The following is a 22724-nucleotide window of genomic DNA, read 5'->3' as shown; positions in this document are numbered from 1 at the left end:
AATGCGCGGATGCCCCTGATTACCCTGCAGAACGTCGACTTCAGCGTCGGCGGCCCGTTGTTGCTGGAAAAAGCCGAACTGACGATCGAACCGGGCGAGCGCATCGCCCTGATCGGCCGCAACGGCGCCGGCAAATCCACCCTGATGAAACTGATCGCCGGCGAGCTCAGGCCCGATGACGGCGAGATCCGCGTGCAGAACGGCGTGCGCGTCACCCGCCTGGAGCAGGAAGTGCCGCATGGCGCCGCCGGCAGCGTGTTCGACGTGGTCGCCGACGGCCTGGGCGAGCTGGGCCAGTGGCTGGCCGAGTTCCACCGCCTCAGCCATGCCGAGGAATTCGACGGCGATGCGCTGGCGCGGGTGCAGGCGAAGATCGACGGCGCCGAGGGCTGGGCGCTGGACCGGCGGGTCGACGAGACCCTGACCCGGCTGGACCTGGACGGCGATGCCGACTTCGCGCGGCTGTCCGGCGGCATGAAGCGGCGGGTGCTGCTGGCGCGCGCGCTGGTGTCCTCGCCGGACCTGCTGCTGCTCGACGAGCCGACCAACCACCTCGACATCGAGGCCATCGACTGGCTGGAGATGTTCCTCAAGGGCTGGAACGGCAGCGTGGTGTTCGTCACCCACGACCGCCGCTTCCTGCGCGCGCTGGCCACCCGCATCGTCGAGATCGACCGCGGCCAGGTCACCAGCTGGCCGGGCGACTGGGCCAACTACGAGCGCCGCCGCGAGGAACGCCTCAACGCGCAGGCGCAGGAGAACGCCCGCTTCGACAAACTGCTGGCGCAGGAAGAAGTGTGGATCCGCCAGGGCATCAAGGCCCGCCGCACCCGCGACGAGGGCCGCGTGCGCCGGCTCAAGGCGATGCGCAACGAGCGCAGCCAGCGCCGCGAGCTGGGCGGCAACGTGCGCATGGAGGCCGCGCAGGCGGAGAACTCCGGCAAGAAGGTGATCGAGGCCAGGGACATCTCCTTCGCCTTCGGCGAGCGCACGATGGTGCGCGATTTCTCCACCACCATCCTGCGCGGCGACCGCATCGGCCTGATCGGCCCCAACGGCAGCGGCAAGACCACGCTGCTGAAGCTGCTGCTGGGCGAACTGCAGCCGCAGCAGGGCGAAGTGCGGCAGGGCACCAACCTGCAGGTCGCCTATTTCGACCAGTACCGCGCGGTACTGCGCGAGGACTGGACGGCGATCGAGAACGTGGCCGAGGGCCGCGACTTCATCGAATTCAACGGCAAGCGCAAGCACGTGCATGCCTACCTGCAGGACTTCCTGTTCACCCCCGAGCGCGCCCGCGCGCCGATCACCCGGCTGTCCGGCGGCGAGCGCAACCGGCTGCTGCTGGCCAAGCTGTTCGCGCAGCCATCCAACCTGCTGGTGATGGACGAACCCACCAACGACCTGGACGTGGAAACGCTGGAGCTGCTGGAAGAGCTGCTGGGCGACTACACCGGCACGCTGCTGCTGGTCAGCCACGACCGCGACTTCCTCGACAACGTGGTCACCTCGACCCTGGCGATGGAGGGCGAGGGCCGGGTGGGCGACTACGTCGGCGGCTACAGCGACTGGCTGCGGCAGCGCCCGGCCGTGGCGGCGGCCGAACCGGCAAGGCCGGCGGCCGTGGTCAAGCCCGTTGCGGCGGCCGCCGCGCCGGCACCGGCAAAGCGCAAGCTCGGCTACAAGGAAACGCGCGAACTGGAGCATCTGCCGGCCCGGATCGAAACGCTGGAGGGCGAGGTCGAGACCCTGACCGCGGCGATGAACGACCCGGCGTTCTACCAGCGCGAGGCGGCGGCCATCACCGCGCACACGCAGAAGCTGGAACAGGTGCAGGCCGAACTGGACGCGGCCTACGCGCGCTGGGCGGAACTGGACGGCTGACCGCGCTGCTTGCCGGCGCAGGCCGGCTGGCGTAAACCATGGCGGATCGGAACGGGAGGACGGCGATGCGGTACGGCATGTGGGGATTGCTGGCGATCGCGCTGGCGGGCGGCGCGCGGGCCGAGGTCAAGGACGCGGCTGCCGACGGCTTCACCCTGGAGAACAGCGCCATGGTGCAGGCCGATGCCGGCGCCGTGTGGCAGGCGCTGGTCGGCGACATCGACCGCTGGTGGCCGAAGGATCACAGCTGGTGGGGCGAGGCCTCGCGCCTGTCGATCGACGCGCACGCCGGCGGTTGCTTCTGCGAGCGGGCGGGCGAGCGCCAGGCTGCGCACATGCAGGTGGCGTTCGTCGATCCGGGAAAGACCCTGCGCCTGCTCGGCGGGCTGGGCCCGTTGCAGGGCATGGGCCTGCACGGGGTGATGGAATGGCGGCTGCAGCCCGAAGGCGAGGGCACCCGCATCACCCTGTTCTATCGCGCCGGCGGCTATTCGCCCGACGACCTGGGGGCGTTCGCGCCGGTGGTGGACAGGGTGCAGGCGCAGCAGCTGGACGGTCTGGTGCGCTGGATCGATCAGCGCTGATCCGTGTCCGCGGCGGCGGCCCCGTCCAGCGCCAGGAATGCCCAGAACGGGATGCCGGCCCCGGCCCAGCTGGCCGCGGCTTCCTGCAGGATGTCGAGCAGGGTGTCGAAATCGTCCGCGCCGTGCGCGCGCAGCGGGCCGGCATCGTCGAACAGCAGCGCATAGCCGTTGCCCGCCGGCAGCCAGGACAGGTCGCGCAGGCTGTCGGCCAGCGCGTCCCAGTTGCGGCCGGACCCGGCCGGGAAATCCAGCTGCGTGGCCAGCCGCATCAACAGCGTGCGCTTGTCGCGGCAACCTGCCAGGTCGATGCGGCAGACCCGCAGGCCGGCATCGCGGGCGGCGGCGGCCAGCGCGCCGCTGTCGCCGCTGTCGATGGCGTAAACGCCCGCGCGCTGCGGATCGCCCAGTCCCATGTCGAAACCGCTGTCGCTCATTGCCAGCTCCCGGCCGGCGGCACGGCGAAGCTGCGGAAGCTGTCGTAGTGGTCGTCGGTGTAGTACCAGATGTCCGGCGGGTCGCCGCCGGTGACGATGCGGCGCGCGCCGCGATGCGGAAGGCCGGGCGTCTCCACCGTGTATTCGCGGTAGTAGCCGCGCGGGCGCTGCGGCAGGCGCTGTTCGCGGTTGCCGAACATGCTGCCGTCCTGGCGATGCGGGAACGGACCGCCACGCTGGATCAGGCGGATGGTCGCACGCGCTTCGGCCGGCAGGAACGGCGGCAGCGGATCGCGCGCGGTTTCCCGCGCGCCGTCGGCGGCGCCCGGCAGGTTCTCCGCCGGCAGCACGAGCTCCGGCGCGAACTGCGGCTTCGGCGGCCGTTGCAGTACCTGCGCGCCCCACAGGCCGACGGCCAGCAGCAACAGGGCGATGACCAGCAGCAAGGGCTTGCGCATCGGGCTTGGATTTCCATCGGTATGCGGCGAAGCGTCGATTATCGCGCCTGGCGGCCGGATTTCTTGAACGTCCGCCGACGCCCGGCGTCGCCGGTTCACGCCGCACTAACGCCATCGCCTCGGCGCTGCATCGAATGGGACGAAGTTTCCTTTACATCGCCCTTGGTAACTTCACTGCTCGTCCCTACCATTGAACACTGCAACGCCCGGCCGTCGCCGGGCGATCGAGCCACCAGGAGAACCTCATGGCCTATACCCTGCCCAAGCTGTCCTACGCCTACGACGCACTCGAACCGCACATCGACGCGGCCACGATGGAGATCCACTACACCAAGCACCACCAGACCTACATCAACAACGTCAACGCCGCGCTGGAAGGCACCGAATACGCCGACCTGCCGATCGACGAGCTGGTGGCGAAGATCAAGTCGCTGCCGGAGAACCTGCAGGGCCCGGTGCGCAACAACGGTGGCGGCCATGCCAACCACACCCTGTTCTGGACGGTGATGTCGCCCAACGGCGGCGGCGAGCCGGTGGGCGACGTGGCCAAGGCGATCGACAAGGACCTGGGCGGCTTCGAGAAGTTCAAGGAAGCCTTCACCAAGGCCGCGCTGACCCGCTTCGGCAGCGGCTGGGCATGGTTGAGCGTGACCCCGGACAAGAAGGTGGTGGTCGAGAGCAGCGCCAACCAGGACAGCCCGCTGACGGAAGGCAACACCCCGATCCTGGGGCTGGACGTGTGGGAACACGCCTACTACCTGAAGTACCAGAACCGCCGTCCGGAATACATCGGCGCGTTCTTCAACGTGGTCGACTGGAACGAGGTCGAGCGCCGCTACCAGGCCGCCGTGGCCTGATGCGCCAGCAGCGATGATGCAGCGGCCGGGCAGCGATGCCCGGCCGTTTTCGTTTGTGCACGGCGGTCACGGTGCCGACGTCAGCGCGGTGGCCGCCAGCAGGCGCAGGGAGACCAGCACCCCGAGCCGCAGCGGCGTGTTGCCGTCGTCGTCCGGCAATTGCACCGGCTGCAGCGTGGCGTCGGCGAAGCGGTCGTGCTGGTACAGCACGTCCTGTCCATGTGCGCGCGGCGCCGCGCGGGTATCGCGCGGCGCCAGTGCCGGCCGGAACCCCGGGGCCTGCAGCGCCAGCTCGGCGGTGCCGGCGGCGAAGTCGCCGGCGATCAGCGAGGGCAGGCCATCGGCGGTGGCGGCGATCCACGCCATCAGGTCGCCGGCCTGGTGGCGACGCCGGGCCGGGGCGTCGTCACCCGGCAGGCGCGCGAAATACACGTTGATCGCATCCTGGCCCAGCTGCAGGCGCAGCATGCCGGCGGCGCTGAATTCGTCCGGCGGGTGCAACAGGGTGACGCCGTCCTCCAGCACCGGCAGCCGGGTCAGCATGGCGTTGCCGCGACGGCTGGGGTGGCTGGGAGGGTCGGCGGTGACGAAGTCGCAGCTGTAGCGCAGCCGCTTGGCCAGCCAGCAGGCGGGATTCAGCCGGTCCGGCGTCTGCAGCACCTGCTGCACCGCGATCACGTCCGGCTGCAATGTCTGCAGCAGCGCCAGCACCTGGTCGCGCCGGTCCGGCCAGCCCTGGTCCTCGCCGGGCAGGCGCAGGCTGGCGACGGTCACCGTGTCGCGCGTTTCCGGCACGACGGGCATGGCATCGGCGGATGCGGCCAGTATCAGCAGTGTCAACCATCCCCATCGCAGCATCGGGTGTCTTCTGGTCGCGGGCATGGCGGTCATCCTAACCATGCGTCCTGTCTAGGGTTCGTGGATGGCCGTGCCGCCGGCGCCCGCCCCGCCGGCTTCGCCGCCCCGGAGGGCCATCTCAGTCGCGGGCGCAGCCGGTGCCGCTGCAGTCGAGCGTGTTGAAGTCGTAGACGGTGGAGTGGCCGCCTTTGCCGGTCGGCCGGGCAACGCCCCGGGGCACGTAGAACGTGGCCGAGTTGGCGCCGAACAGGCCGGCAGGAAAACGGAACGGTTTGAGCACGACGTAGCCATTGTGCGGCAGGCCCTGCTGCGCCGGTGGCGCGCCGCCGGCGACCGGCGGGATGTCCTGGCGTGCGCGACGCGCGGCCATCGCCTGGTTCCAGGCCTGCACGTCGGCCAGCGTGGCCGGGCGCAGCACGCCCTGGGTCACGGCGTGGGCCAGCGCCGCCGGTCCCGCCAGTTGAGAGTCCGGCAGCCGGAAGCTGTCCACCGCCGGCGCGTCGCGGTCGGTCTGCAGGGCCGTGCCCGGCGCCAGTTCGTCGCCGACCACCACCTTGCCGTTGCGGGCCGGGTAGAGCATGTCCACCGGCTGCCCGAACAGGCGCCGCGCCATCGGGTTGAGGCGGTCGGCCTTGTCCTCGCTGACGTAGTTCGAGCCACAGCTGCCGTGGTTGTCGCGGCTGCTGACCAGCAGCGGCACGCCGGCGGGAAGCCCGGTGACCACCTGGCGGTGATGGCCGCTGACGAATACCGCCACCAGCGAAGTGCCGCGACTCCAGCCGATGCTCCATACCGTCGGTTCGTAGGCGCCCAGCATCAGGATCACCGGCGCCTGCGGCTGGTTGACGGCCACTTCCATCAGCGTGGCCTGATGGCCGCTGTCGTCGATCTGGAATGGCAGCTTGCTGCCGGAATAGGCGCCGGCGGCGTATACCCGGGTGCCGTCCGGAACCATCAGCTGCTCGAAGCCGCACTGGTTGAGCGGCGCCGGTGCCGGGCGTGCGGAGAACCCGAACGGCCGGGTGGCCGGGTCCCCGGGCATCGCGTCGGCGGGGGGCTGGTACCTGCCGTCGGCGGTCATCGCCACCGGCGTGGCGGCAGTGTCCCGGTCGAGAGCCGTTGCGATGGCCGGCGCGGCGGCCCCGGCCGCTTCCATGGCCGGGTCGATGGCGGTGTCCATGGCCTGGGCCGGCGGAGTGTCGCAGCCGGGCAGGGACAGGGCGAGCAACAGCACCAGCGGCAGCGGGCGGGTCTGGCGGGGCATCCGTGCGGTTTCCGGGAAAGGACGAGGCGAAATGTAGCCGAGCCGAGGCCGGCGGCCAATGCGCTCCCGCCTGCGGGAGGCCGGCATCGCCACAGGACTGTCGACAGGGGCGGCGGGGCGGCCCGATGCGGTAGTCTTGCACCCTTTGCACGACAGGATCGCCGTTGATGACGAATACCGCCGAGGCCGCAAACGCCCCCCCCAAGGCACGGATGCCCCGACAGATTCCCTACATCATCGGCAACGAAGCCTGCGAGCGCTTCAGCTTCTACGGGATGCGCAACATCCTGGTGCAGTTCCTGATCACCTCGCTGCTGCTGCAGGAGATCACGGACTCGGCCCGCGCCGGCGAGGCCAAGGACATCATGCACAGCTTCATGATCGGCGTGTATTTCTTCCCGCTGCTCGGCGGCTGGCTGGCCGACAGGTTTTTCGGCAAGTACCACACCATCCTCTGGTTCAGCCTGGTCTACTGCGCCGGCCATGCCTGCCTAGCGCTGTTCGAGGACAGCCGCGGCGGCTTCTTCCTCGGCCTGGGCCTGATCGCGCTGGGCGCCGGCGGCATCAAGCCGCTGGTGGCCTCGTTCATGGGCGACCAGTTCGACCAGTCGAACAAGCACCTGGCCAGGATCGTGTTCGACGCGTTCTACTGGATCATCAACTTCGGTTCGCTGTTCGCCTCGCTGCTGATCCCGCTGGCGCTGAAGAACCTTGGCCCGGCCTGGGCGTTCGGCATTCCCGGCATCCTGATGTTCATCGCCACCTTCGTGTTCTGGATGGGCCGCAAGAAATACGTGCTGGTGCCGCTGCCGCCGAAGGACCCGCATTCGTTCGCCAACGTGGTGCGCACCGCGCTGCTGGCGCGCGCGCCGGGGCAGGGGCGTCCGGGACTGGCGATGGCGGTCATGGGCGTGGTGCTGGCGGCCGCTTCGCTGTCGCTGGTCGGCACCCTGGGCATCGTGATCTGCCTGTGCATCGCGCTGGTGCTGGTGCTGGCCGGCATCGGCGGCGGCACCTGGTGGCAGCTGGAACGCGCGCGCAGCGTGCATCCGGACGAGGCGGTGGAAGGCGTGCGCTCGGTGCTGCGGGTGCTGGTGATCTTCGCGCTGACCACGCCGTTCTTCTCGCTGTTCGACCAGAAGGCCTCGACCTGGGTGCTGCAGGGCCAGCAGATGACCATGCCCGACTGGTTCACCGCCTCGCAGATGCAGGCGCTGAACCCGGCGCTGGTGATGATCCTGATCCCGTTCAACAACCTGGTGCTGTACCCGCTGCTGCGCCGGCTCGGCTTCGAGCCGACCGCGCTGCGCCGGATGACCGCCGGCATCGCCTTCAGCGGCCTGGCCTGGGTGGTGGTGGGCGGCATCCAGGTAATGATGGACGGCGGCGACGCGATGTCCATCGCCTGGCAGATCCTGCCGTACGCGCTGCTGACCTTCGGCGAGGTGCTGGTTTCGGCCACCGGCCTGGAGTTCGCCTACAGCCAGGCGCCGCAGGCGATGAAGGGCGTGGTGATGAGCTTCTGGAACCTGACCACCACCATCGGCAACCTGTGGGTGCTGCTGTCCAACGCGGCGGTGCGCAATGACACGGTGACCACCCGGATCGCCAGTACCGGGCTGAGCGAGGCGGCGTTCCTGATGTTCTTCTTCGCCGCCTTCGCGTTCATCGCGGCGCTGGCCTTCGGCCTGTACGCCAGGCGCTACAAGATGGTCGACAACTACCGCGCGGCGGCCTGAGGACGATGATGGAAGCACCGATCACCCTGATCCTGATCGCCGTCACCGGCCTGGTGTCGTGGCTGGCGTTCAACAACCGCAAGCTGGCCGACCGCCTGATCCTGTGGCCGCCGGCGATCGACCGCCATCGCCAGTACGACCGGCTGGTGACCTACGGCTTCATCCACGCCGACTTCGCCCACCTGCTGTTCAACATGATCACGCTGTTCTTCTTCGGGCGGCTGATCGAGCGGATCATGCTGCAGGTGACCGGCAGCCTGTGGACCTATCCGGTGTTCTACCTGGCGGCGCTGGTGGTCTCGATCCTGCCCAGTTACCTGAAGAACCAGAAGAACCCGAACTACCTCAGCCTGGGCGCGTCCGGCGCGGTGTCGGCGGTGCTGTTCGCCTTCATCCTGCTCTCGCCGTGGTCGCTGATCCTGGTGTTCTTCATCCCGGCGCCGGCGATCCTGTATGGCGTGTTCTACGTCGGCTACAGCATCTGGATGGATCGCCGCGGCGGCGATCGCATCAACCACAGCGCACACCTGGCCGGCGCCGCGTTCGGCGTGCTGTTCATGCTGATGATGGAGCCGCGCGTGCTGCAGATCTTCCTGCAGCAGCTGATGAATCCCCGCTTCGGCTTCTGAGTGCCGGGCGGCGGACCTTGCGTCCGCCGCGGGGTTCCTGCCCGCGCCGTGGCGGCGCGGTGCGAGGAATCAGGCCGCGAAGGCCTGCGCGCCGGAGCCGATCTCCGCGCTGGCGTAGGTGTCCTGCAGGCGGGCGTACACCTCGCTGTTGATCTGTTCGAATTCCCAGCCTTCGGTATTGCCGCTGACCGCCAGCTGGTACAGGCCTTCCAGCAGGGAAGCGTCGTGGTCGGTGGCGGGAAGGCTGTGGTCGATGTCGTTCATGGTGTGCCTCGTGGCTGTGGGCTCGATGGACTCGGGAGGTTGATACGCAAAGCGCATGCCAACTTTTTCCAGTCGTCCGTTCCCGGTATCGGCCACGGAACCGGGGGCTTTAGGGGCAAATGTGACGCTGTGCGTCGGCTTGCGCCGCTGCCGTCGGCAGGCTTCACGTGGCGGCGGCCGCGCGTGCGGTCACAATGGCAGCGTTCCCGCAGGAGTCTCCGCATGACCCAGTTTCCTCCGGCCAGCATCGGGCACGATGCCCGCCAGCAGCGTTTCGTCGCGCATGTCGACGGCCACGAGGCGTTCCTGGAATACCGGCGCGAGCCGGGACGCATGACCATCACCCATACCGAAGTGCCCGAGGCCATCGGTGGCCGCGGGGTCGCCGGGGCGCTGACCACGGCGGCGCTGGAGTACGCCCGCGGGCACGGCCTGAAGGTGGTGCCGGCGTGCGCGTACGCGGCCGCCTTCCTGCGACGCCATGGTGAATATGCCGATCTGGTGGAGTAACGTGTCAGCCGCGGAACCGCAACCGTTCCGCGGGCATCCACGGCGGTAGCGGAACAGGGAGATCGATATGCGCAGGCAGGGAATGTGGGTGGTAACGACGGTGGCGCTGCTGGCGCTCGCCGGCTGCAGGCAGGAAGCCGAGGCGCCCGCTCCGGCAGCGGCGCCTGCCCCGGTGCCGCAGAAGGCGGAGACCGCGGCGCCGGCCGTCGAATTGCGCGACGTCATCGAGACCAACGATCGTTACGTGCTCGGCATCAGCTATCCGCCGGCGGCGGCCAAGTACCCCGGCCTGGCGCGCGAGCTGGTGGAGTATGCCGATGCCGCCCGGACCGGGCTGCTGCATTCGGTGGAACTGCTGGGTAACGACAAGCCCAGCGCACCGTACGAGCTGTCGTTGAGCTTCGAACTGCTGGTGGACAACCCCAGGGTGGTGGCCGCCTCGGCCAATGGCAGCGTCTATACCGGTGGTGCCCACGGCTCGCCGCTGGTGGCGCGTTTCGTTTGGCTGCCCGAGCGCGAGCAGCTGCTCGGCGCCGAACAGCTGATCCCGTCGGCGGAAGGCTGGCAGGCGGTCAGCCAGTACGTCGCACGGCAGCTGCACAGCGCGGCCGCGGCCCGTCTCCAGGCCGGGGAACCGGAATCGCTCGCCGACCGGGAGGCGCTGCGCAGCGAAGGCCGCATGATCGACCAGGGCACGGCGCCGGAACCGGAGAACTTCGCCCAGTTCCAGCCGCTGCTCGGGGCCGACGGGCGCATCAGCGCGATCCGCTTCGTGTTCCCGCCCTACCAGGTGGGGCCGTATTCGGATGGCACGCAGACGGTCGACGTGCCGGCCAGCCTGCTGCGGCCGCACGTGGCGCCGGACTACGTGGAGCTGTTCTCGACCCAGTAAACGGAGGAGCGAGCGGTGGAGGTGGGACTGCAACGACGCGTGACGGCCTTGCTGCAGGAAGCCGACGTCGCCATCGGTGGCGACCGGCCGCAGGACATCGCCGTCCACGACCCGCATTTCTACGGCCGGGTGCTGGCGCAAGGGTCGCTGGGCCTGGGCGAAAGCTACATGGACGGCTGCTGGGATGCCCGTGAGCTGGACGTGTTCCTGTTCCGGCTGATGCAGGCGCGGCTGGACGAGCGCGTGCACGGCATGGGCGAGGTGGTCGACGCGCTCAAGGCGAGGTTGTTCAACCTGCAGGCCGGCAGCGGCAGCTACGAGGTCGGCAAGCGCCACTACGACCTGGGCAACGACCTGTACCAGGCGATGCTGGGCCGGCGCCTGGTCTACAGCTGCGGCTACTGGCGGCACGCGGACAACCTGGACGACGCCCAGGAGGCCAAGCTCGACCTGATCTGCCGCAAGCTCGGGTTGCGGCCCGGCCAGCGCGTGCTCGACATCGGCTGCGGCTGGGGCGAGGCGCTGAAGTTCGCCGCCGAGCGCCACGGCGTCGAAGGCGTGGGCATCACCATCTCGAGCGAGCAGGCCGAATATGCGCGCCGGCTTTGCGCGGGATTGCCGGTGGAGATCCGGTTACAGGACTACCACGACGTGGACGAGCGCTTCGATGCGATCCTGTCGGTGGGGATGTTCGAGCACGTCGGCGACAAGAACTACCGCGGCTACTTCGAGATGGCGCGGCGCTGCCTGCGCGACGATGGCCTGTTCCTGCTGCACACCATCGGCAGCAACGTGTCGCGGCATCGCACCGATCCGTGGATCGCGCGCTACATCTTCCCCAACTCGATGCTGCCGTCGGCGGCGCAGATCGCCGCCGCCTGCGAAGGACTGTTCGTGCTGGAGGACTGGCACAACTTCGGCAGCGACTACGACCGCACCCTGCAGGCGTGGCGGAGCAATGTCGAGGCGGCCTGGGAGCAACTGGATGCGCAGCGCTACGACGAGCGCTTCCGGCGCATGTGGCGCTTCTACCTGGCCGGGTCGATGGCCACTTTCCGCAGCCGCCGCGCGCAGCTGTGGCAGCTGGTGCTGTCGCCGCACGGCGTGCCCGGCGGCTATGTGGCGCCGCGTTGAGGCCAGGTCGTCGCTGTGGCGTAGAGTGTCCATGCCCGGAACGTCCCTGGGTTGTGGTCCCTGTCCCGGCAGGTCTGTCCCGGCAGGTGCGATCGCCTGTCCGAAGCCGGCGGGGATTGCGGTACGCCGGTGGCGTCCGGCGATCAGGCGGACGTGCCCCGGGCCGGTATGGACAAACTTCCAGGGAGCCGAAGGAGAGTGAGGATGCAGACGCGTCGGGACTTCCTGCTCATGGGCGCCGGGATGCTGGTCGCGGTCGGCGTCCCGGCCTGCGCACGCAGCGACACGGCGCAGGCCAGGCAGGCTACCGCCATCACCGAGGTGTTCGGCGACGGCGTCCGGCTGACCGCGGTCGCCATCGAATACGACGCGCCGGTCAGGGGCGGGGACCTGGGCGCCGCGAACTTCCAGGTCGAGGGCCGTACCGTCACCGGGGCCTTCGCCAGCACCTCGGCCGCGCCGGCCGACCGTGCGGCGGAAGGCCGCTTTGTGATCGTCACCCTGTCGCCCGAGGATGCGGACGCCCTGCTCGCCGAGAAGGTCCCGCCGCAGGACGGGAAGCCGTCTGCCGCCGGCAAGGGCGGTCCGGGCAAGGCCGGCGACATCCCGGCGTACGACACCCGCTACCGGCCGGCCCGGGCCACGGTGGTCCAATCCGGCGCGGTGACGACCGCTGCCGGAAAGACCATCCCCGCCAGCGATCGCGCGCTGGAGACGCGCGGGGTCGAGAACCTGGTCGTCGATGATTTCCGGCAACTCGAATACCACGACCCGGAGACGGGCAGGACGCTTCGCTACAACCTGTTCGTGCCGAAGGATCACGACCCGCAGCAGTCCTATCCGCTGGTGCTGTTCATGCACGATGCCGGCGCCACCAGCGACGACCCCTTCGCCACCTTGTTCCAGGGGCTGGGAGCGGTGGTCTGGGCCAGCCCGCAGGACCAGGCCAAGCGCCCGGCCTTCGTACTGGCGCCGCAGTATGCGGAGATCATCGCCGACGACGACTCGCAGACCAGCAACATGCTCGACACCACCATCGACCTGGTGAACGCGTTGGTCGACCAGTACGGCATCGACCGCAACCGGCTCTATGCCACCGGCCAGTCCGGTGGCTGCATGATGTCGATCGCGATGGACATCAGGTACCCCGGTTTCTTCGCGGCTTCCTTCCTGGTCGCCGGCCAGTGGGACCCGGCGCTGGTGAAGCCGCTGGCCCGGCAGAAGCTGTGGATCCTGGTGTCGCAGGACGACGACAAGGCGTTCCCCGGGCAGAACGCCATTACCGGGGTGCTGGAGCAGGAAGGGGCCAGGATCAGCCGCGCCACCTGGGACGGCACCTGGTCGGCCGGGCAATACCGCGCCGCCTTCGAGCGGATCGACGCCGAAGGCAGCCCGATCAACTACGTGACCTTCGCCAAGGGCACCGTCATTCCCCCGGGACAGTCGGCTGCCGGCGCCAGCGGGCACCGCAATACCTGGCGTATCGCCTACGGCATCGAACCGATCCACGAATGGATCTTCCGGCAGCACCGCTAGGTGTTTGCTCCCGGGATCGGGGGAGTGCGGGGTGCCGGGGCATCCGCTCCCGGGTGGAACGGGCGTTGCCGGCCGGTTGACCGGTCGAGCGTGTCCGCGCCTCCCGGGGCGGGCGCCGCTCCGGCACGCCTCCAGCCAACCGGTCTATCGGGGTTTCCCGTTCGCGTCCGGGCCGGTGTCGAAGGGCGGGACCGCTGCCGGTTGCGGTTCGCGCTCGTAGAGCCGACGAAAAAAAAACCGCCCGGCGCAGGCCGGGCGGTTTCCGTGACTCGCGAAGCGGGGCTTACTTGCCGGCTTCGGCCGTGGTCAGGCCACGCTTTTCCAGCAGCGGTTCGATCTGCGGCGCATGGCCGGCGAAGTTCTGGAACAGCTCCATCGCATCGGCGCTGCCGCCGCGCGACAGCAGCGTCTTGCGGAAGTGGTCGCCATTGGCGCGGGTCAGGCCGCCATTGTCGCGGAACCACTTCTGGGTGTTGGCGTCCAGCACCTCGGACCAGATGTAGGCGTAGTAGCCGGCCGAGTAGCCGCCCATGATGTGGCTGAAGTAGGTGGTGCGGTAGCGCGGCGGCACCGGCGGGTAGTAGATGCCGTCCTTCTCCAGCGCCGCGCGTTCGAACTTGAGCACGTCGGCGGCGGCCGGCACGTCCTTCACGCCGATCTGGTGCCAGCTCTGGTCCAGCATCGCCGCACCCAGGTACTCGGTGGTGGCGAAGCCCTGGTTGAACTTGGCGGCGGCCACCACCTTGTCCAGCAGTTCCTGCGGCATCGCCGCGCCGGTCTGGTGGTGCTTGGCGTAGTTGGCCAGGATGCTCGGCTCGTCGGCCCACATCTCGTTGACCTGCGAGGGGAACTCGACGAAGTCGCGCGGCACCGCGGTGCCAGAGAAGTAGGGGTACTTCACGTCGGAGAACATGCCGTGCAGGGCGTGGCCGAACTCGTGGAAGGTGGTGGTGACCTCGTCCCAGGTCAGCAGGGTCGGCTGGCCGGCCGGCGGCTTGGGAATGTTGAGGTGGTTGGCGACCACCGGCTTGTTGCCGGTCAGTTCCGACTGCGAGACATAGGAGTTCATCCACGCGCCGCCACGCTTGGACTCGCGCGCGTACGGATCGAAGATGAAGATCGCCAGCTGGCTGCCGTCGGCGTCGAACACGTCGTAGACGGTGACGTCCGGATGGTAGACCGGCAGGTCGGTGCGCTGCTTGAAGCTCAGGCCGAACTCCTTGCCGGCGGCGAAGAACACGCCGTCCTCCAGCACGCTCTTCAGCTCGAAGTACGGCTTGAGCTGGGATTCGTCGAAGTTGTACTTGGCCTGGCGCACCTTCTCGGTATAGAACGCCCAGTCCCACGGCTCCAGCTGGAAGGTCGGCTTGCCGGCGGCCTGCTGCTCGGCGTCGATCATCGCCTGCAGGTCGGCGGCTTCGCGCTTGGCGTTGGCCACCGCGGCCGGCGCCAGCTGGCCCAGCATCGCGTTGACCGCTTCCGGGGTCTTGGCGGTCTGGTTGCCCAGGCCGTAGGCGGCGAAGTTCGCGAAGCCCATCAGCGCGGCCTTCTCGGCGCGCAGGGTCATGATGCGCGAGACCAGCGCGGTGTTGTCGTAGTCGCCGCCCTTGCTGCCGCGCGAGATCGAGGCTTCGAAGATCTTCTTGCGCAGGTCGCGGTTGGTCAGGTTGGTCAGCGCCGGCTGGCCGGTGGTGTTGAGCAGGGCGATGACGTACTTGCCGTCCAGCTTGCGGGCCTTGGCGGCCTCGGCGGCGGCGGCGACCTGTTCGGCCGACAGGCCGTCCAGCTCCTTCACGTCGTCGACCACGATGTAGGAGGCGTTGACCTCGGCCAGCACGTTCTGGCTGAACTTGGTGCCCAGGTTGGCCAGTTCGGCGTTGATCTGCTTGAGCTTGGCCTTGTCGGCGTCGGACAGCTTGGCGCCGGCGCGGACGAAGTTGTCGTGGTACTTCTCGGCCAGGCGCAGGCCTTCGGCGTCCAGGCCCAGGCTGTCGCGCTTGTCGTACAGCGCCTTGATGCGCTCGAACAGCTTGCCGTTGAGGTTGATGGCATCGCTGTGGGCGGCGAACCTGGCCGAGTAGTCGGCCTGCAGCTGCTTGCGGGTGTCGTTGGTGTCGGCGCCGATCAGCGCGAAGAACACGGTGGTGGCGCGGCCCAGGACGTCGCCGCTCTTCTCCAGCGCGATCAGGGTGTTCTCGAAGGTCGGCTCGGCCGGGTCGTTGGCGATGGCCTCCACTTCCTTCAGGTGCTGGGCCATGCCGGCGTCGAAGGCCGGGGCGAAGTCGCTGTCCTTGATCTTGTCGAACTGCGGGTAGTGCAGCGGCAGCGGGCTTTCGGCGAAGAACGGGTTGGCCTGCGCGGCGGTCTGGGTGGTGGCGGCAGCGGCGCTGACCGAATACGCGGGCAGGGCCAGGCCGAGGGTGGCGGCCAGGGCGAGGGCGAGGCGGGTAGTCAAGGTCGACTCCGGGAAAAGGGGTGAACGGGGCAGCCTAGCCGAAGGTCGCCCAGCGGACCTGTGACAAATGGCATGGTCCGGCCGTGGCGTCTCGAACGGGCAGACCGGCGAGGGCCCCGCAGGCCAACCCGATGATGGCGAACGGCGCGTGGCAGGGCGGGCGCGGGGCGCTCTGCGGCCGGCAGGCCACCGGCGTTGCAGCGGCCGGGCAGCGGCTCCTACCATGGCCGGCCCGCCCCACGGAACGCCGCCATGACCAGCGCCTTCGACTTCAGCGTGCACGACATCGACGGCCATGAGCAGCGGCTGGAGCAGCACCGCGGCAAGGCGCTGCTGCTGGTCAACGTGGCTTCGCGCTGCGGCTTCACTCCGCAATACGCGGGGCTGGAGCGGCTGTGGCGCGACTACCGCGACCGCGGACTGGTGGTGATGGGGTTTCCCTGCGACCAGTTCCGCCACCAGGAGCCGGGCGACGAGGCGCAGATCCGCGCATTCTGTTCGCTCGAATACGACGTGAGCTTTCCGCTGTCGGCCAAGATCGAGGTCAACGGGCCCGGTGCGCATCCGTTGTGGCAATGGCTGCAGCGGCAGAAGCGCGGCGCGCTGGGAATCGCCGCGATCAAGTGGAACTTCAGCAAGTTCCTGGTGGGCCGCGACGGCCAGGTGATCGCGCGCTATGCGCCGGTAGCCAGGCCGGAATCGTTGCGCGGCGACGTGGAATCGGCGCTGGGCTGAGCGGTTCCGGCAGGATTTCCACGTCGACGTCGGCAGGCGCGCCCGAAGACCGGGCGGGGCCGGCCCGCTGCGCGGGCGGTCCTGCCGGGAAGGCGTGCGGCACGGGCCGCACTGCGGTCACCGGCATGCGGCCCCGGTTCGATTGGCCCGCCCGGAGCCTGGGGGCGGCGGCCCGGCGCGATCGCCGCCGGGCCGGTGCGGAATCACTTCTCGACGAACGCGCGCTCGAACACGTAGTGGCCCGGCGTGCCGATCCGCGGCGAGGTCTGGAAGCCGCGGCTGTCCAGCACCGTGCGCAGGTCGGCCAGCATCTGCGGGCTGCCGCAGATCATCGCCCGGTCGTATTCCGGGCTCAGCGGCGGAAGGCCCAGGGTCCTCTGCATTTCCCCGCTTTCCAGCAGCGTGGTCAGCCGGCCCTGGTTCGGGAACGGCTCGCGCGTCACCGCCGGGTAGTACAGCAGCTTGTCGCCGATCATCCCGCCGAGGAACTCGTGCTCGCGCAGTTCCTTCTCGAAGTAGTCGCGGTAGGCCAGGTCCTTCTCGAAGCGCACGCCGTGGCAGAGGATCACCTTCTCGAAGCGTTCGTAGGTCTCCGGGTCCTTGATCACCGACAGCCACGGCGCCAGGCCGGTGCCGGTGCCCAGCAGGTACAGGTGCCTGCCCGGGTGCAGGTCGCTGATCAGCAGGGTGCCGGTCGGCTTCTTGCCCACCAGCACCTTGTCGCCGGGCTTGATGTGCTGCAGGCGCGAGGTCAGCGGGCCGTCCTGGACCTTGATGCTGAAGAACTCCAGCTGCTCTTCCCAGTTGGCGCTGGCGATGGAATAGGCGCGCAGCAGCGGCCGGGTCTCGGTTTCCAGCCCGATCATCACGAACTGGCCGTTGTCGAAGCGGAAGCCGCTGTCGCGGGTGGTGGTGAAGCTGAAGTAGGCGTCCGTCCAGTGACGGACTTCGAGCACCGTTTCGGCGCCAAAAGCGGAAGACATGCCGTGGTTCGTATGGGGAGTTGACCGCGCCATTCTAGCCGATCCGGCGTTGATGAGAGTGAATCTCATTAACGTCGGGCATATGGGCCGTCAGCGGTAGCCCGCGGCCTGCAGCTCGAACAGCTCGGCGTAGCGGCCGCCCTGCGCCATCAACTGCTCGTGGGTGCCGCTGGCCTCGATCCGGCCCTGTTCGAGGACCAGGATGCGGTCGGCCATGCGCACGCTGGAGAAGCGGTGCGAGATCAGCACCGCGGTGCGCCGGTGGGACAGTTCCTTGAAGCGCTGGAACACCTCGAACTCGCTGCGCGCATCCAGCGCCGCGGTGGGTTCGTCCAGGATCATCACCTGGGCGTCGCGCATGTAGGCGCGGGCGATGGCGATCTTCTGCCACTGGCCGCCGGACAGGTCCACGCCGGTCTTGAAGCGGCGGCCGATCAGCTGGTCGTAGCCGCCGGGCAGCGCCTCGATCAGCTCGTCGGCCATCGCCCGCTGCGCGGCGTCGCGGATGCGGGCCCGGTCGTCCATCGCCTCGACCAGGCCGACGCCGATGTTCTCGCCGGCGCTCAGGTGGTAGCGCACGAAATCCTGGAAGATCACCCCCATGTTGGCGCGCAGCTGGTCCAGGTCGTAGTCGCGCAGGTCGCGGCCATCGAGCAGGATGCGGCCCTCGTCCGGGTCGTACAGCCGCGCCAGCAGCTTGACCAGGGTGGTCTTGCCGGCGCCGTTCTCGCCGACCAGCGCCAGCACCTCGCCGGCGCGCAGTTCGAAATCCAGGTGGCGCACCGCCCAGCGTTCGGCATCCGGGTAGCGGAAACCGACGTTCTCGAACGCGAAGCCCTGGCGGATCGGCACGGGGACGGGCAGCGGGTCGGCCGGCGACTGGATCTCCGGCTCGATCTCGAAGAACGAGAACAGGTCGTCCAGGTACAGCGCCTGCCCGGCCACCTGCGAGAAGCCGATCAGCAGCCCTTCCAGCAGCTGCCGCAGGCGCAGGAAGCTGCCGGCCAGGAAGGTCAGGTCGCCGATGCTGAAGTCGCCGCGGATCGTGCGCCAGGCGATGTAGCCGTAGGCCACGTAGTAGCCCAGCGTGCCCAGCGCCGCCAGCAGCGTGCCCCAGATCGCGCGCTTGCGCGCCAGCGCGCGGTTGGCGCGGTAGAAGCGCTCGGCCAGGATCCGGTAGCGTTCGATCAGGAAGCGGTGGAGGTTGAAGATCTTCACCTCCTTGGCGGTATCGACGCTGGCGCCGACCTGGCGCAGGTATTCGAGCTGGCGCCGCTCCGGCGTCCACTGGAAGTTGAGCGAGTAGCCCAGCGCGTTGAAGTGCGATTCGCCGACGAACGCCGGCACCAGCGCGACCGCCAGCAGCGCGATCAGCCACGGCGCGTAGACCAGCAGGCCGACGGCGAAGCTGGCCACGGTGATCGCGTCCTGCGCCTGGCCGAACAGCTGGCTCATCAGGTTCATCCGCCCCATGGTCTGGCGGCGGGCGCGGTCGAGCTTGTCCTGCAGGTCCGGGTCCTCGAAATCCTCCAGGTCCAGTTCCGCGGCGTGCTCCATCAGGCGCACGCTGGTGGCGTTGGTGAACAGTTCCGACAACAGCGAGTCGGCGTAGCTGACCAGCCGGCCGAGCAGGTCCGAGCCGATCGCCAGCCCGAGTTCCAGCGCCAGCAACCCCAGCATCGGCTGCAGCAGGCCGCCGGACAGCGCCTCGGCCAGCGAAGGGAAGCCGGCCTCCAGCCCGCTGAGGCGGATGGCCTCGTCGATGATCAGCTTGCCCACGTACAGCATCGCCACCGGCATCAGCGCGCGTACCAGGCGCAGGCCGAGACTGGCCAGGGTGAGGCCGCGGCTGGTCTGCCAGATCAGCCGCAGGAACTGCGGCAGGTTGCGCATGGCATCCATGCGCTGGCGGAAGCTGGGCGGCGGCGTGCCGGGGGCGGAAGCGCGGGGCGTATGCGGCATGGGCGGGGTGGGTCAGCCGGCTCGAGCGGCGGTGTGCGATGGCTCAGCCATCGCTGCCGAGGTCGGCCTCGCCGGTTGCCGCGTCGTCGCGGCCATCGGGATTGTCGCGCACCGCCTGCCCGCGCGGGCCGAACGATTGCGCGCCGTCATCGACGTTGAGGTGGCTGTGCACGCCGTGCACGCCCTCGATGCCGGCCACCAGCTTCTCCGCGTCCTGCTTGTCCGCCTTGCCGGGGACATCGCCGGACAGCGTGACACGGCCGTCCCTGACCTGCACCAGTACCTGCGAGAACCGGCCCTGCTGGCCCAGCGCGCGTACCACGTCATCGCCAATCAAGCTGTCGGAACGTTCCACGGCCATGGCCATTTCCTGTGCGGAGGGGAATGCCAGCATGGCGCAACTGCGGTGAGCGCGCCATCACCTCAGCGGCGCGGGCCTTCCGGCGGCGGCGGATCGGACGATTGCAGCGCCACCGGCAGGTGCCAGCCGTAGTGCATGGCCATCATCCGCAGTCCGAAGCACAGTCCGGCGCCGGCCAGCGCACAGGGCAGGGCCGGCAACCCCAGCCAGTGGCCGACCGCCACCACCGCCGCGCCGGCCAGTGCCGCCACCGCATACAGCTCGGCCTGCAGCACCAGCGGCACCTGCGCCAGCAGCACGTCGCGGGCGATGCCGCCGCCGATGCCGGTCAGCATGCCCAGCGCCGCGGCCTGTGGCGGGTCGATGCCGAAGGCCAGCGCCTTCTGCGTGCCGGCCACCGCGAACAGCGCCAGGCCCATCGCGTCGAACATCCGCACCGGGTATTGCAGGCGTTCGATCAACTGCGCCCAGTAGAAGGTGACCACGCCGGCGACCAGGGTGATGGCGGGGTAGCGCCAGTCGCTGATCGCCGCCACCGGGGTGGCGCCGATCAGCAGGTCGCGGGTGATGCCGCCGGCCAGCGCGGCGGCAAAGGACAGCACCAGCACGCCGAAGATGTCCAGCCGCCTGCGCACGCCCATGGTCGCGCCGCTGAGCGCGAACACGAACGTGCCGACCAGGTCGAGGATCAGTACCAGGGTTTCCATGCGCGTATTGTGCGGCCTGCCGGCGTGTGCGGCCATGGCGGGCGGAGCCGTATCCGACCTGCACATGCGGCGCACAGGCCGCTCCTGCCGGTGCGGCATGTCGGCAGGGGCGCGATGCCGCATCGGTGTCGCCGCCCGGCGGCCGGCCATCCAGGGGCATCGCGGACGCCGAAGTTGGCCGTGCGGCGCAGGCGCGCAGGGCGGACGGGGTTCCCATGCCGGCGCAGGCCCCGGGCACACGCCCCGATGGGCCGGGGCGACGGTGGCCATTGGCGTTTTGGCCGCGTCGTGCGGGTGCAGCCTGGGCAGGCAATGGGCATGCGTGCGAAGATCGCCGCCCGCCCGCGGGCGTCACGTCCCGGCTGCGCGGGCGTGGCCGCAGGTGGATTTCTCCATCTGCAATGAGGTGTGCCGGATGTGGTTCCTGTTGTTGCTCGCCATCTTCGCGGCTCTCGTATTCGGCTGTTACCGGCTCATCGGCGCGCAGGACGATGCGGACTTCTCCGAACGGACGCGGCAGTTGCACGGCGAAGCACTGACGCCGCTGGAGACGCTGATGGATGCGGAGGACACGACGCAGGGGCGGCTGCTGGCGGCACTGATGACGCACGACGTCCTGCTGGCGATGGAGCCGCCGGAGCACGACCCCGAGCGTTCGGTACCGTTGCGGTTGAACGATGGGACGGGCGACTACCTTCTGGTCGCCGCCAGCCAAGGGATTGCCGACCAGTTCGGAGAGGCGGTGGAGTTGCAGGGAGGCGGGTCTTCGCCTTTCGCCTTCGTCGCACGCCTGTCGGGGGCCACGCTGGTGGAGGAGCCGATACCGGAGGTGGTGGGTATCAGGATGCTCGGGCGATCGCAGTCGGGAAATTTCAACGCGATCGTGATCGAGGCCAGCACCTTGTCCGAAGTCCGCGAAACGGCGTACCGGTTGTCGCAGGGAATGGAGCCACTGGAAGAACGGGGCAACTGACCGGGATTCCCATGCGACCGTTGCCCAGCCTGCCGGGGCATCCGGCCATGGCACGGACGCCCCGGCAGGCTGGGCACGCATCGTTTTACCCATAGGGGAGGGCGCAGGGCCTGTTTACGGCAGTGGCGGCAACAGGCCGGCGCCGAGGCGGTTCCAGGCGTTGATCACGGCGACGCCCATGCTCAGGTCGCTGATGCCCTTCTCGTCGAAGTGTTCGGCCAGCGCGGCATAGGCGGCCTCGGACGGGGCGGCGCCAGCGAGCCGGGTCAGGGCTTCGGCCCAACCGAGCGCGGCGCGCTCGCGTGCGTCGAAGAAGCGGCTCTCGTGCCAGGCCGGCAGGGTGTCCAGCTTGCGCGGCTCGACGCCGGCCTTGCGCAGCGCGGTGCCGTGCATGTCCATGCAGTAGCCGCAGCCGTTGATCTGCGACACCCGCAGGAACAGCAGTTCCATCAGTTCATGTTCGATCGAGCTCTCTTCCACGGCCTTGCTGGCGGCCAGCAGGCCCTTGAAGGCCTCGGCGGCCAGGCAGGTGTAGGGAACGCGTGGGGAAGCGACAGCGGACATCATCCAGTCTCCAGGACGGCCACCATGGCCGTCTTTCAGCACAAGGACGCGCCGGCGACGGACGGCGTGACAAGCCGCGGCAACTTGTCCGGGTTGAGCACGCTGAACAGCGTGGCGATGCGCCCGTCGACGACTTCGATGGTGGTGAACGAGGTCAGCCGTCCGGCATCGAAGCGCAGGATCGCCGGCTCGCCGTTGACGTAGCCCAGCCGTGCCGGCAGCGCCCCGCCGCGGCGGGCGATGGCCCAGTACAGGCGGCCGATGCGTTCGGCCCCCAGCAGCGGGCGCACGGTTGCGGTGACCTTGCCGCCGCCGTCGGAGACTTGCCGCGCATTGGCATGCAGTAGGGCCTGGATGGCGGCGCTGTCGCCGCGTTGCGCCGCGTCCATGAAGCGCGTCAGCAACTGCCGGTGCTGGCTGGCATCGGTGGCGAAGCGCGGTCGGCCGGCCTGCAGCCGTTGTTTCGCCCGGTGCACCAGCTGCCGGCAGTTGGCCTGGCTGTGGCCGAGCAGCTCGGCGATCTGCCGGTAGTCGTGGTCGAACGCTTCCTTCAGCAGGAAGGCCGCGCGCTCTTCCGGGCCGAGCTGTTCCAGCAGCGTCAGGAAGGCCACCGAGACCTCGTCGGCCAGCGCGCGGGCCTGGGCCGGATCGGGGGCCAGGTCCGGTTCCAGGCTGATGGCCAGCGGCTCCGGCAGCCACGGGCCGATGTACTGCTGGCGTTCGCGCTTGGCTGCGCGCAGCCGGTCCAGCCCGAGCCGGGTGGTGATGGTGACCAGCCAGGCTTCCGGATCGAGGATGACGGCGGTGTCCGTGCCCTGCCAGCGCAGCCAGGCGTCCTGGACCACGTCCTCGGCATCGGCACGGCTGCCCAGCAGGCGGTAGGCCAGCGCCAGCAGGCGCGGGCGGTGGGTCTGGAAGGTGTCGGTGATGTCCATACGGGA

23 protein-coding genes are annotated in these 22724 nt (G+C 69.3%); 11 read left to right on the top strand and 12 right to left on the bottom strand.

Annotated features, from left to right (window positions below; all coding sequences use genetic code 11):
* Positions 1 to 9 precede the first annotated feature (9 nt).
* Entirely contained in the window at positions 10 to 1884 is a 1875-nt protein-coding gene (locus OK345_RS14990) for an ATP-binding cassette domain-containing protein (RefSeq protein WP_265128794.1), read from the top strand.
* A 65-nt stretch (positions 1885 to 1949) separates the two neighbouring features.
* Positions 1950 to 2468 carry an SRPBCC family protein gene (locus OK345_RS14985; RefSeq protein WP_265128792.1) on the top strand — a complete coding sequence of 173 codons (519 nt, stop codon included), beginning with the start codon at positions 1950 to 1952 and terminating at the stop codon, positions 2466 to 2468.
* Here OK345_RS14985 and OK345_RS14980 read toward each other — a convergent pair.
* Positions 2459 to 2902 carry a barstar family protein gene (locus OK345_RS14980; protein WP_265128791.1) on the bottom strand — a complete coding sequence of 148 codons (444 nt, stop codon included), beginning with the start codon at positions 2900 to 2902 and terminating at the stop codon, positions 2459 to 2461. The genes OK345_RS14985 and OK345_RS14980 overlap by 10 nt on opposite strands.
* On the bottom strand, positions 2899 to 3360 hold the full coding sequence (locus OK345_RS14975; RefSeq protein WP_265128790.1) for a guanyl-specific ribonuclease: 462 nt from the start codon (positions 3358 to 3360) through the stop codon (positions 2899 to 2901). The genes OK345_RS14980 and OK345_RS14975 overlap by 4 nt, the downstream gene beginning before the upstream one ends.
* A gap of 245 nt (positions 3361 to 3605) precedes the next feature.
* Here OK345_RS14975 and OK345_RS14970 point away from each other — a divergent pair, with 245 nt between their 5' ends.
* Positions 3606 to 4217 (top strand): superoxide dismutase, encoded by a 612-nt coding sequence (locus OK345_RS14970; RefSeq protein WP_265128789.1) that lies wholly within the window; start codon positions 3606 to 3608, stop codon positions 4215 to 4217.
* Positions 4218 to 4283: 66 nt separating this feature from the next.
* On the opposite strand, the gene OK345_RS14965 is transcribed toward OK345_RS14970, so the two are convergent.
* Together OK345_RS14965 and OK345_RS14960 are read right to left on the bottom strand one after the other, a co-directional pair.
* The gene (locus tag OK345_RS14965; protein ID WP_265154861.1) at positions 4284 to 5075 is read right to left on the bottom strand and encodes an endonuclease/exonuclease/phosphatase family protein; all 792 of its coding nucleotides are present in this window, start codon (positions 5073 to 5075) and stop codon (positions 4284 to 4286) included.
* Positions 5076 to 5193: 118 nt separating this feature from the next.
* Entirely contained in the window at positions 5194 to 6339 is a 1146-nt protein-coding gene (locus tag OK345_RS14960; RefSeq protein WP_265128788.1) for a hypothetical protein, read from the bottom strand.
* A 167-nt stretch (positions 6340 to 6506) separates the two neighbouring features.
* On the opposite strand from OK345_RS14960, the gene OK345_RS14955 reads away from it, so the two are divergent.
* Both OK345_RS14955 and OK345_RS14950 read left to right on the top strand, forming a co-directional pair.
* Positions 6507 to 8078, top strand: coding sequence for a POT-type proton-dependent oligopeptide transporter (locus tag OK345_RS14955; protein WP_265128787.1), 1572 nt, complete (start codon positions 6507 to 6509; stop codon positions 8076 to 8078).
* A gap of 8 nt (positions 8079 to 8086) precedes the next feature.
* Complete coding sequence (locus tag OK345_RS14950) at positions 8087 to 8707, top strand: rhomboid family intramembrane serine protease (protein ID WP_265128786.1); 621 nt, start codon at positions 8087 to 8089, stop codon at positions 8705 to 8707.
* 69 nt (positions 8708 to 8776) lie between these two features.
* Here OK345_RS14950 and OK345_RS14945 read toward each other — a convergent pair whose 3' ends face one another.
* Entirely contained in the window at positions 8777 to 8971 is a 195-nt protein-coding gene (locus OK345_RS14945) for a hypothetical protein (protein ID WP_265128785.1), read from the bottom strand.
* A 222-nt stretch (positions 8972 to 9193) separates the two neighbouring features.
* On the opposite strand from OK345_RS14945, the gene OK345_RS14940 reads away from it, so the two are divergent.
* From OK345_RS14940 to OK345_RS14925, 4 genes are all read left to right on the top strand, one after another.
* Entirely contained in the window at positions 9194 to 9481 is a 288-nt protein-coding gene (locus OK345_RS14940; protein ID WP_265128784.1) for a GNAT family N-acetyltransferase, read from the top strand.
* 67 nt (positions 9482 to 9548) lie between these two features.
* The gene (locus OK345_RS14935) at positions 9549 to 10373 is read left to right on the top strand and encodes a DUF3298 and DUF4163 domain-containing protein (RefSeq protein ID WP_265128783.1); all 825 of its coding nucleotides are present in this window, start codon (positions 9549 to 9551) and stop codon (positions 10371 to 10373) included.
* Positions 10374 to 10388: 15 nt separating this feature from the next.
* Positions 10389 to 11507: a cyclopropane fatty acyl phospholipid synthase gene (cfa, locus tag OK345_RS14930; RefSeq protein ID WP_265128782.1), complete on the top strand. Its 1119-nt coding sequence runs from the start codon at positions 10389 to 10391 to the stop codon at positions 11505 to 11507.
* A 204-nt stretch (positions 11508 to 11711) separates the two neighbouring features.
* Positions 11712 to 13043, top strand: coding sequence for a carboxylesterase family protein (locus tag OK345_RS14925; protein WP_265128781.1), 1332 nt, complete (start codon positions 11712 to 11714; stop codon positions 13041 to 13043).
* Between the two features lie 283 nt (positions 13044 to 13326).
* On the opposite strand, the gene OK345_RS14920 is transcribed toward OK345_RS14925, so the two are convergent.
* A complete protein-coding gene (locus tag OK345_RS14920) occupies positions 13327 to 15498 on the bottom strand; it encodes a M3 family metallopeptidase (RefSeq protein ID WP_265128780.1) in 2172 nt (723 codons plus the stop codon).
* Between the two features lie 252 nt (positions 15499 to 15750).
* Here OK345_RS14920 and OK345_RS14915 point away from each other — a divergent pair, with 252 nt between their 5' ends.
* Positions 15751 to 16233 carry a glutathione peroxidase gene (locus tag OK345_RS14915; protein WP_265128779.1) on the top strand — a complete coding sequence of 161 codons (483 nt, stop codon included), beginning with the start codon at positions 15751 to 15753 and terminating at the stop codon, positions 16231 to 16233.
* 203 nt (positions 16234 to 16436) lie between these two features.
* Here the strand turns inward: OK345_RS14915 and OK345_RS14910 are convergent, their stop codons facing one another.
* The 4 genes from OK345_RS14910 to OK345_RS14895 form a co-directional block, all read right to left on the bottom strand.
* A complete protein-coding gene (locus tag OK345_RS14910; protein WP_265128778.1) occupies positions 16437 to 17216 on the bottom strand; it encodes a ferredoxin--NADP reductase in 780 nt (259 codons plus the stop codon).
* A 90-nt stretch (positions 17217 to 17306) separates the two neighbouring features.
* Positions 17307 to 19178 carry an ABC transporter ATP-binding protein gene (locus OK345_RS14905; RefSeq protein WP_265128777.1) on the bottom strand — a complete coding sequence of 624 codons (1872 nt, stop codon included), beginning with the start codon at positions 19176 to 19178 and terminating at the stop codon, positions 17307 to 17309.
* A gap of 43 nt (positions 19179 to 19221) precedes the next feature.
* Positions 19222 to 19539, bottom strand: a complete 318-nt coding sequence (locus OK345_RS14900; protein WP_265128776.1) for a BON domain-containing protein — start codon at positions 19537 to 19539, stop codon at positions 19222 to 19224.
* 62 nt (positions 19540 to 19601) lie between these two features.
* Positions 19602 to 20246 (bottom strand): trimeric intracellular cation channel family protein, encoded by a 645-nt coding sequence (locus tag OK345_RS14895; RefSeq protein WP_265128775.1) that lies wholly within the window; start codon positions 20244 to 20246, stop codon positions 19602 to 19604.
* A 382-nt stretch (positions 20247 to 20628) separates the two neighbouring features.
* Here OK345_RS14895 and OK345_RS14890 point away from each other — a divergent pair, with 382 nt between their 5' ends.
* Positions 20629 to 21219, top strand: a complete 591-nt coding sequence (locus tag OK345_RS14890; protein WP_265128774.1) for a hypothetical protein — start codon at positions 20629 to 20631, stop codon at positions 21217 to 21219.
* Positions 21220 to 21333: 114 nt separating this feature from the next.
* Here the strand turns inward: OK345_RS14890 and OK345_RS14885 are convergent, their stop codons facing one another.
* Both OK345_RS14885 and OK345_RS14880 read right to left on the bottom strand, forming a co-directional pair.
* Entirely contained in the window at positions 21334 to 21783 is a 450-nt protein-coding gene (locus OK345_RS14885; protein ID WP_265128773.1) for a carboxymuconolactone decarboxylase family protein, read from the bottom strand.
* A 35-nt stretch (positions 21784 to 21818) separates the two neighbouring features.
* The gene (locus OK345_RS14880) at positions 21819 to 22718 is read right to left on the bottom strand and encodes an RNA polymerase sigma-70 factor (protein WP_265128877.1); all 900 of its coding nucleotides are present in this window, start codon (positions 22716 to 22718) and stop codon (positions 21819 to 21821) included.
* Between the last annotated feature and the right edge of the window lie 6 nt (positions 22719 to 22724).

Source organism: Xanthomonas chitinilytica, assembly GCF_026107455.2.
GTDB classification, from domain to species: Bacteria; Pseudomonadota; Gammaproteobacteria; order Xanthomonadales; family Xanthomonadaceae; genus Stenotrophomonas; species Stenotrophomonas chitinilytica.
Note: the sequence above shows the minus strand (reverse complement) of the source record. Positions and strands in the feature narration are given on the sequence as shown.

Excerpts from the sequence above, each read along its gene's own strand:
- OK345_RS14970 (WP_265128789.1), top strand. The coding sequence starts at position 3,606 with ATGGCCTATACCCTGCCCAAGCTGTCCTACGCCTACGACGCACTCGAA.
- OK345_RS14910 (WP_265128778.1), bottom strand. The coding sequence starts at position 17,216 with ATGTCTTCCGCTTTTGGCGCCGAAACGGTGCTCGAAGTCCGTCACTGG.
- OK345_RS14935 (WP_265128783.1), top strand. The coding sequence starts at position 9,549 with ATGCGCAGGCAGGGAATGTGGGTGGTAACGACGGTGGCGCTGCTGGCG.
- OK345_RS14945 (WP_265128785.1), bottom strand. The coding sequence starts at position 8,971 with ATGAACGACATCGACCACAGCCTTCCCGCCACCGACCACGACGCTTCC.
- OK345_RS14980 (WP_265128791.1), bottom strand. The coding sequence starts at position 2,902 with ATGAGCGACAGCGGTTTCGACATGGGACTGGGCGATCCGCAGCGCGCG.
- OK345_RS14960 (WP_265128788.1), bottom strand. The coding sequence starts at position 6,339 with ATGCCCCGCCAGACCCGCCCGCTGCCGCTGGTGCTGTTGCTCGCCCTG.
- OK345_RS14985 (WP_265128792.1), top strand. The coding sequence starts at position 1,950 with ATGCGGTACGGCATGTGGGGATTGCTGGCGATCGCGCTGGCGGGCGGC.
- OK345_RS14940 (WP_265128784.1), top strand. The coding sequence starts at position 9,194 with ATGACCCAGTTTCCTCCGGCCAGCATCGGGCACGATGCCCGCCAGCAG.
- OK345_RS14885 (WP_265128773.1), bottom strand. The coding sequence starts at position 21,783 with ATGTCCGCTGTCGCTTCCCCACGCGTTCCCTACACCTGCCTGGCCGCC.
- OK345_RS14895 (WP_265128775.1), bottom strand. The coding sequence starts at position 20,246 with ATGGAAACCCTGGTACTGATCCTCGACCTGGTCGGCACGTTCGTGTTC.
- OK345_RS14905 (WP_265128777.1), bottom strand. The coding sequence starts at position 19,178 with ATGCCGCATACGCCCCGCGCTTCCGCCCCCGGCACGCCGCCGCCCAGC.
- OK345_RS14950 (WP_265128786.1), top strand. The coding sequence starts at position 8,087 with ATGGAAGCACCGATCACCCTGATCCTGATCGCCGTCACCGGCCTGGTG.
- OK345_RS14880 (WP_265128877.1), bottom strand. The coding sequence starts at position 22,718 with ATGGACATCACCGACACCTTCCAGACCCACCGCCCGCGCCTGCTGGCG.
- OK345_RS14955 (WP_265128787.1), top strand. The coding sequence starts at position 6,507 with ATGACGAATACCGCCGAGGCCGCAAACGCCCCCCCCAAGGCACGGATG.
- OK345_RS14990 (WP_265128794.1), top strand. The coding sequence starts at position 10 with ATGCCCCTGATTACCCTGCAGAACGTCGACTTCAGCGTCGGCGGCCCG.
- OK345_RS14925 (WP_265128781.1), top strand. The coding sequence starts at position 11,712 with ATGCAGACGCGTCGGGACTTCCTGCTCATGGGCGCCGGGATGCTGGTC.
- OK345_RS14975 (WP_265128790.1), bottom strand. The coding sequence starts at position 3,360 with ATGCGCAAGCCCTTGCTGCTGGTCATCGCCCTGTTGCTGCTGGCCGTC.
- OK345_RS14965 (WP_265154861.1), bottom strand. The coding sequence starts at position 5,075 with ATGCTGCGATGGGGATGGTTGACACTGCTGATACTGGCCGCATCCGCC.
- OK345_RS14900 (WP_265128776.1), bottom strand. The coding sequence starts at position 19,539 with ATGGCCGTGGAACGTTCCGACAGCTTGATTGGCGATGACGTGGTACGC.
- OK345_RS14915 (WP_265128779.1), top strand. The coding sequence starts at position 15,751 with ATGACCAGCGCCTTCGACTTCAGCGTGCACGACATCGACGGCCATGAG.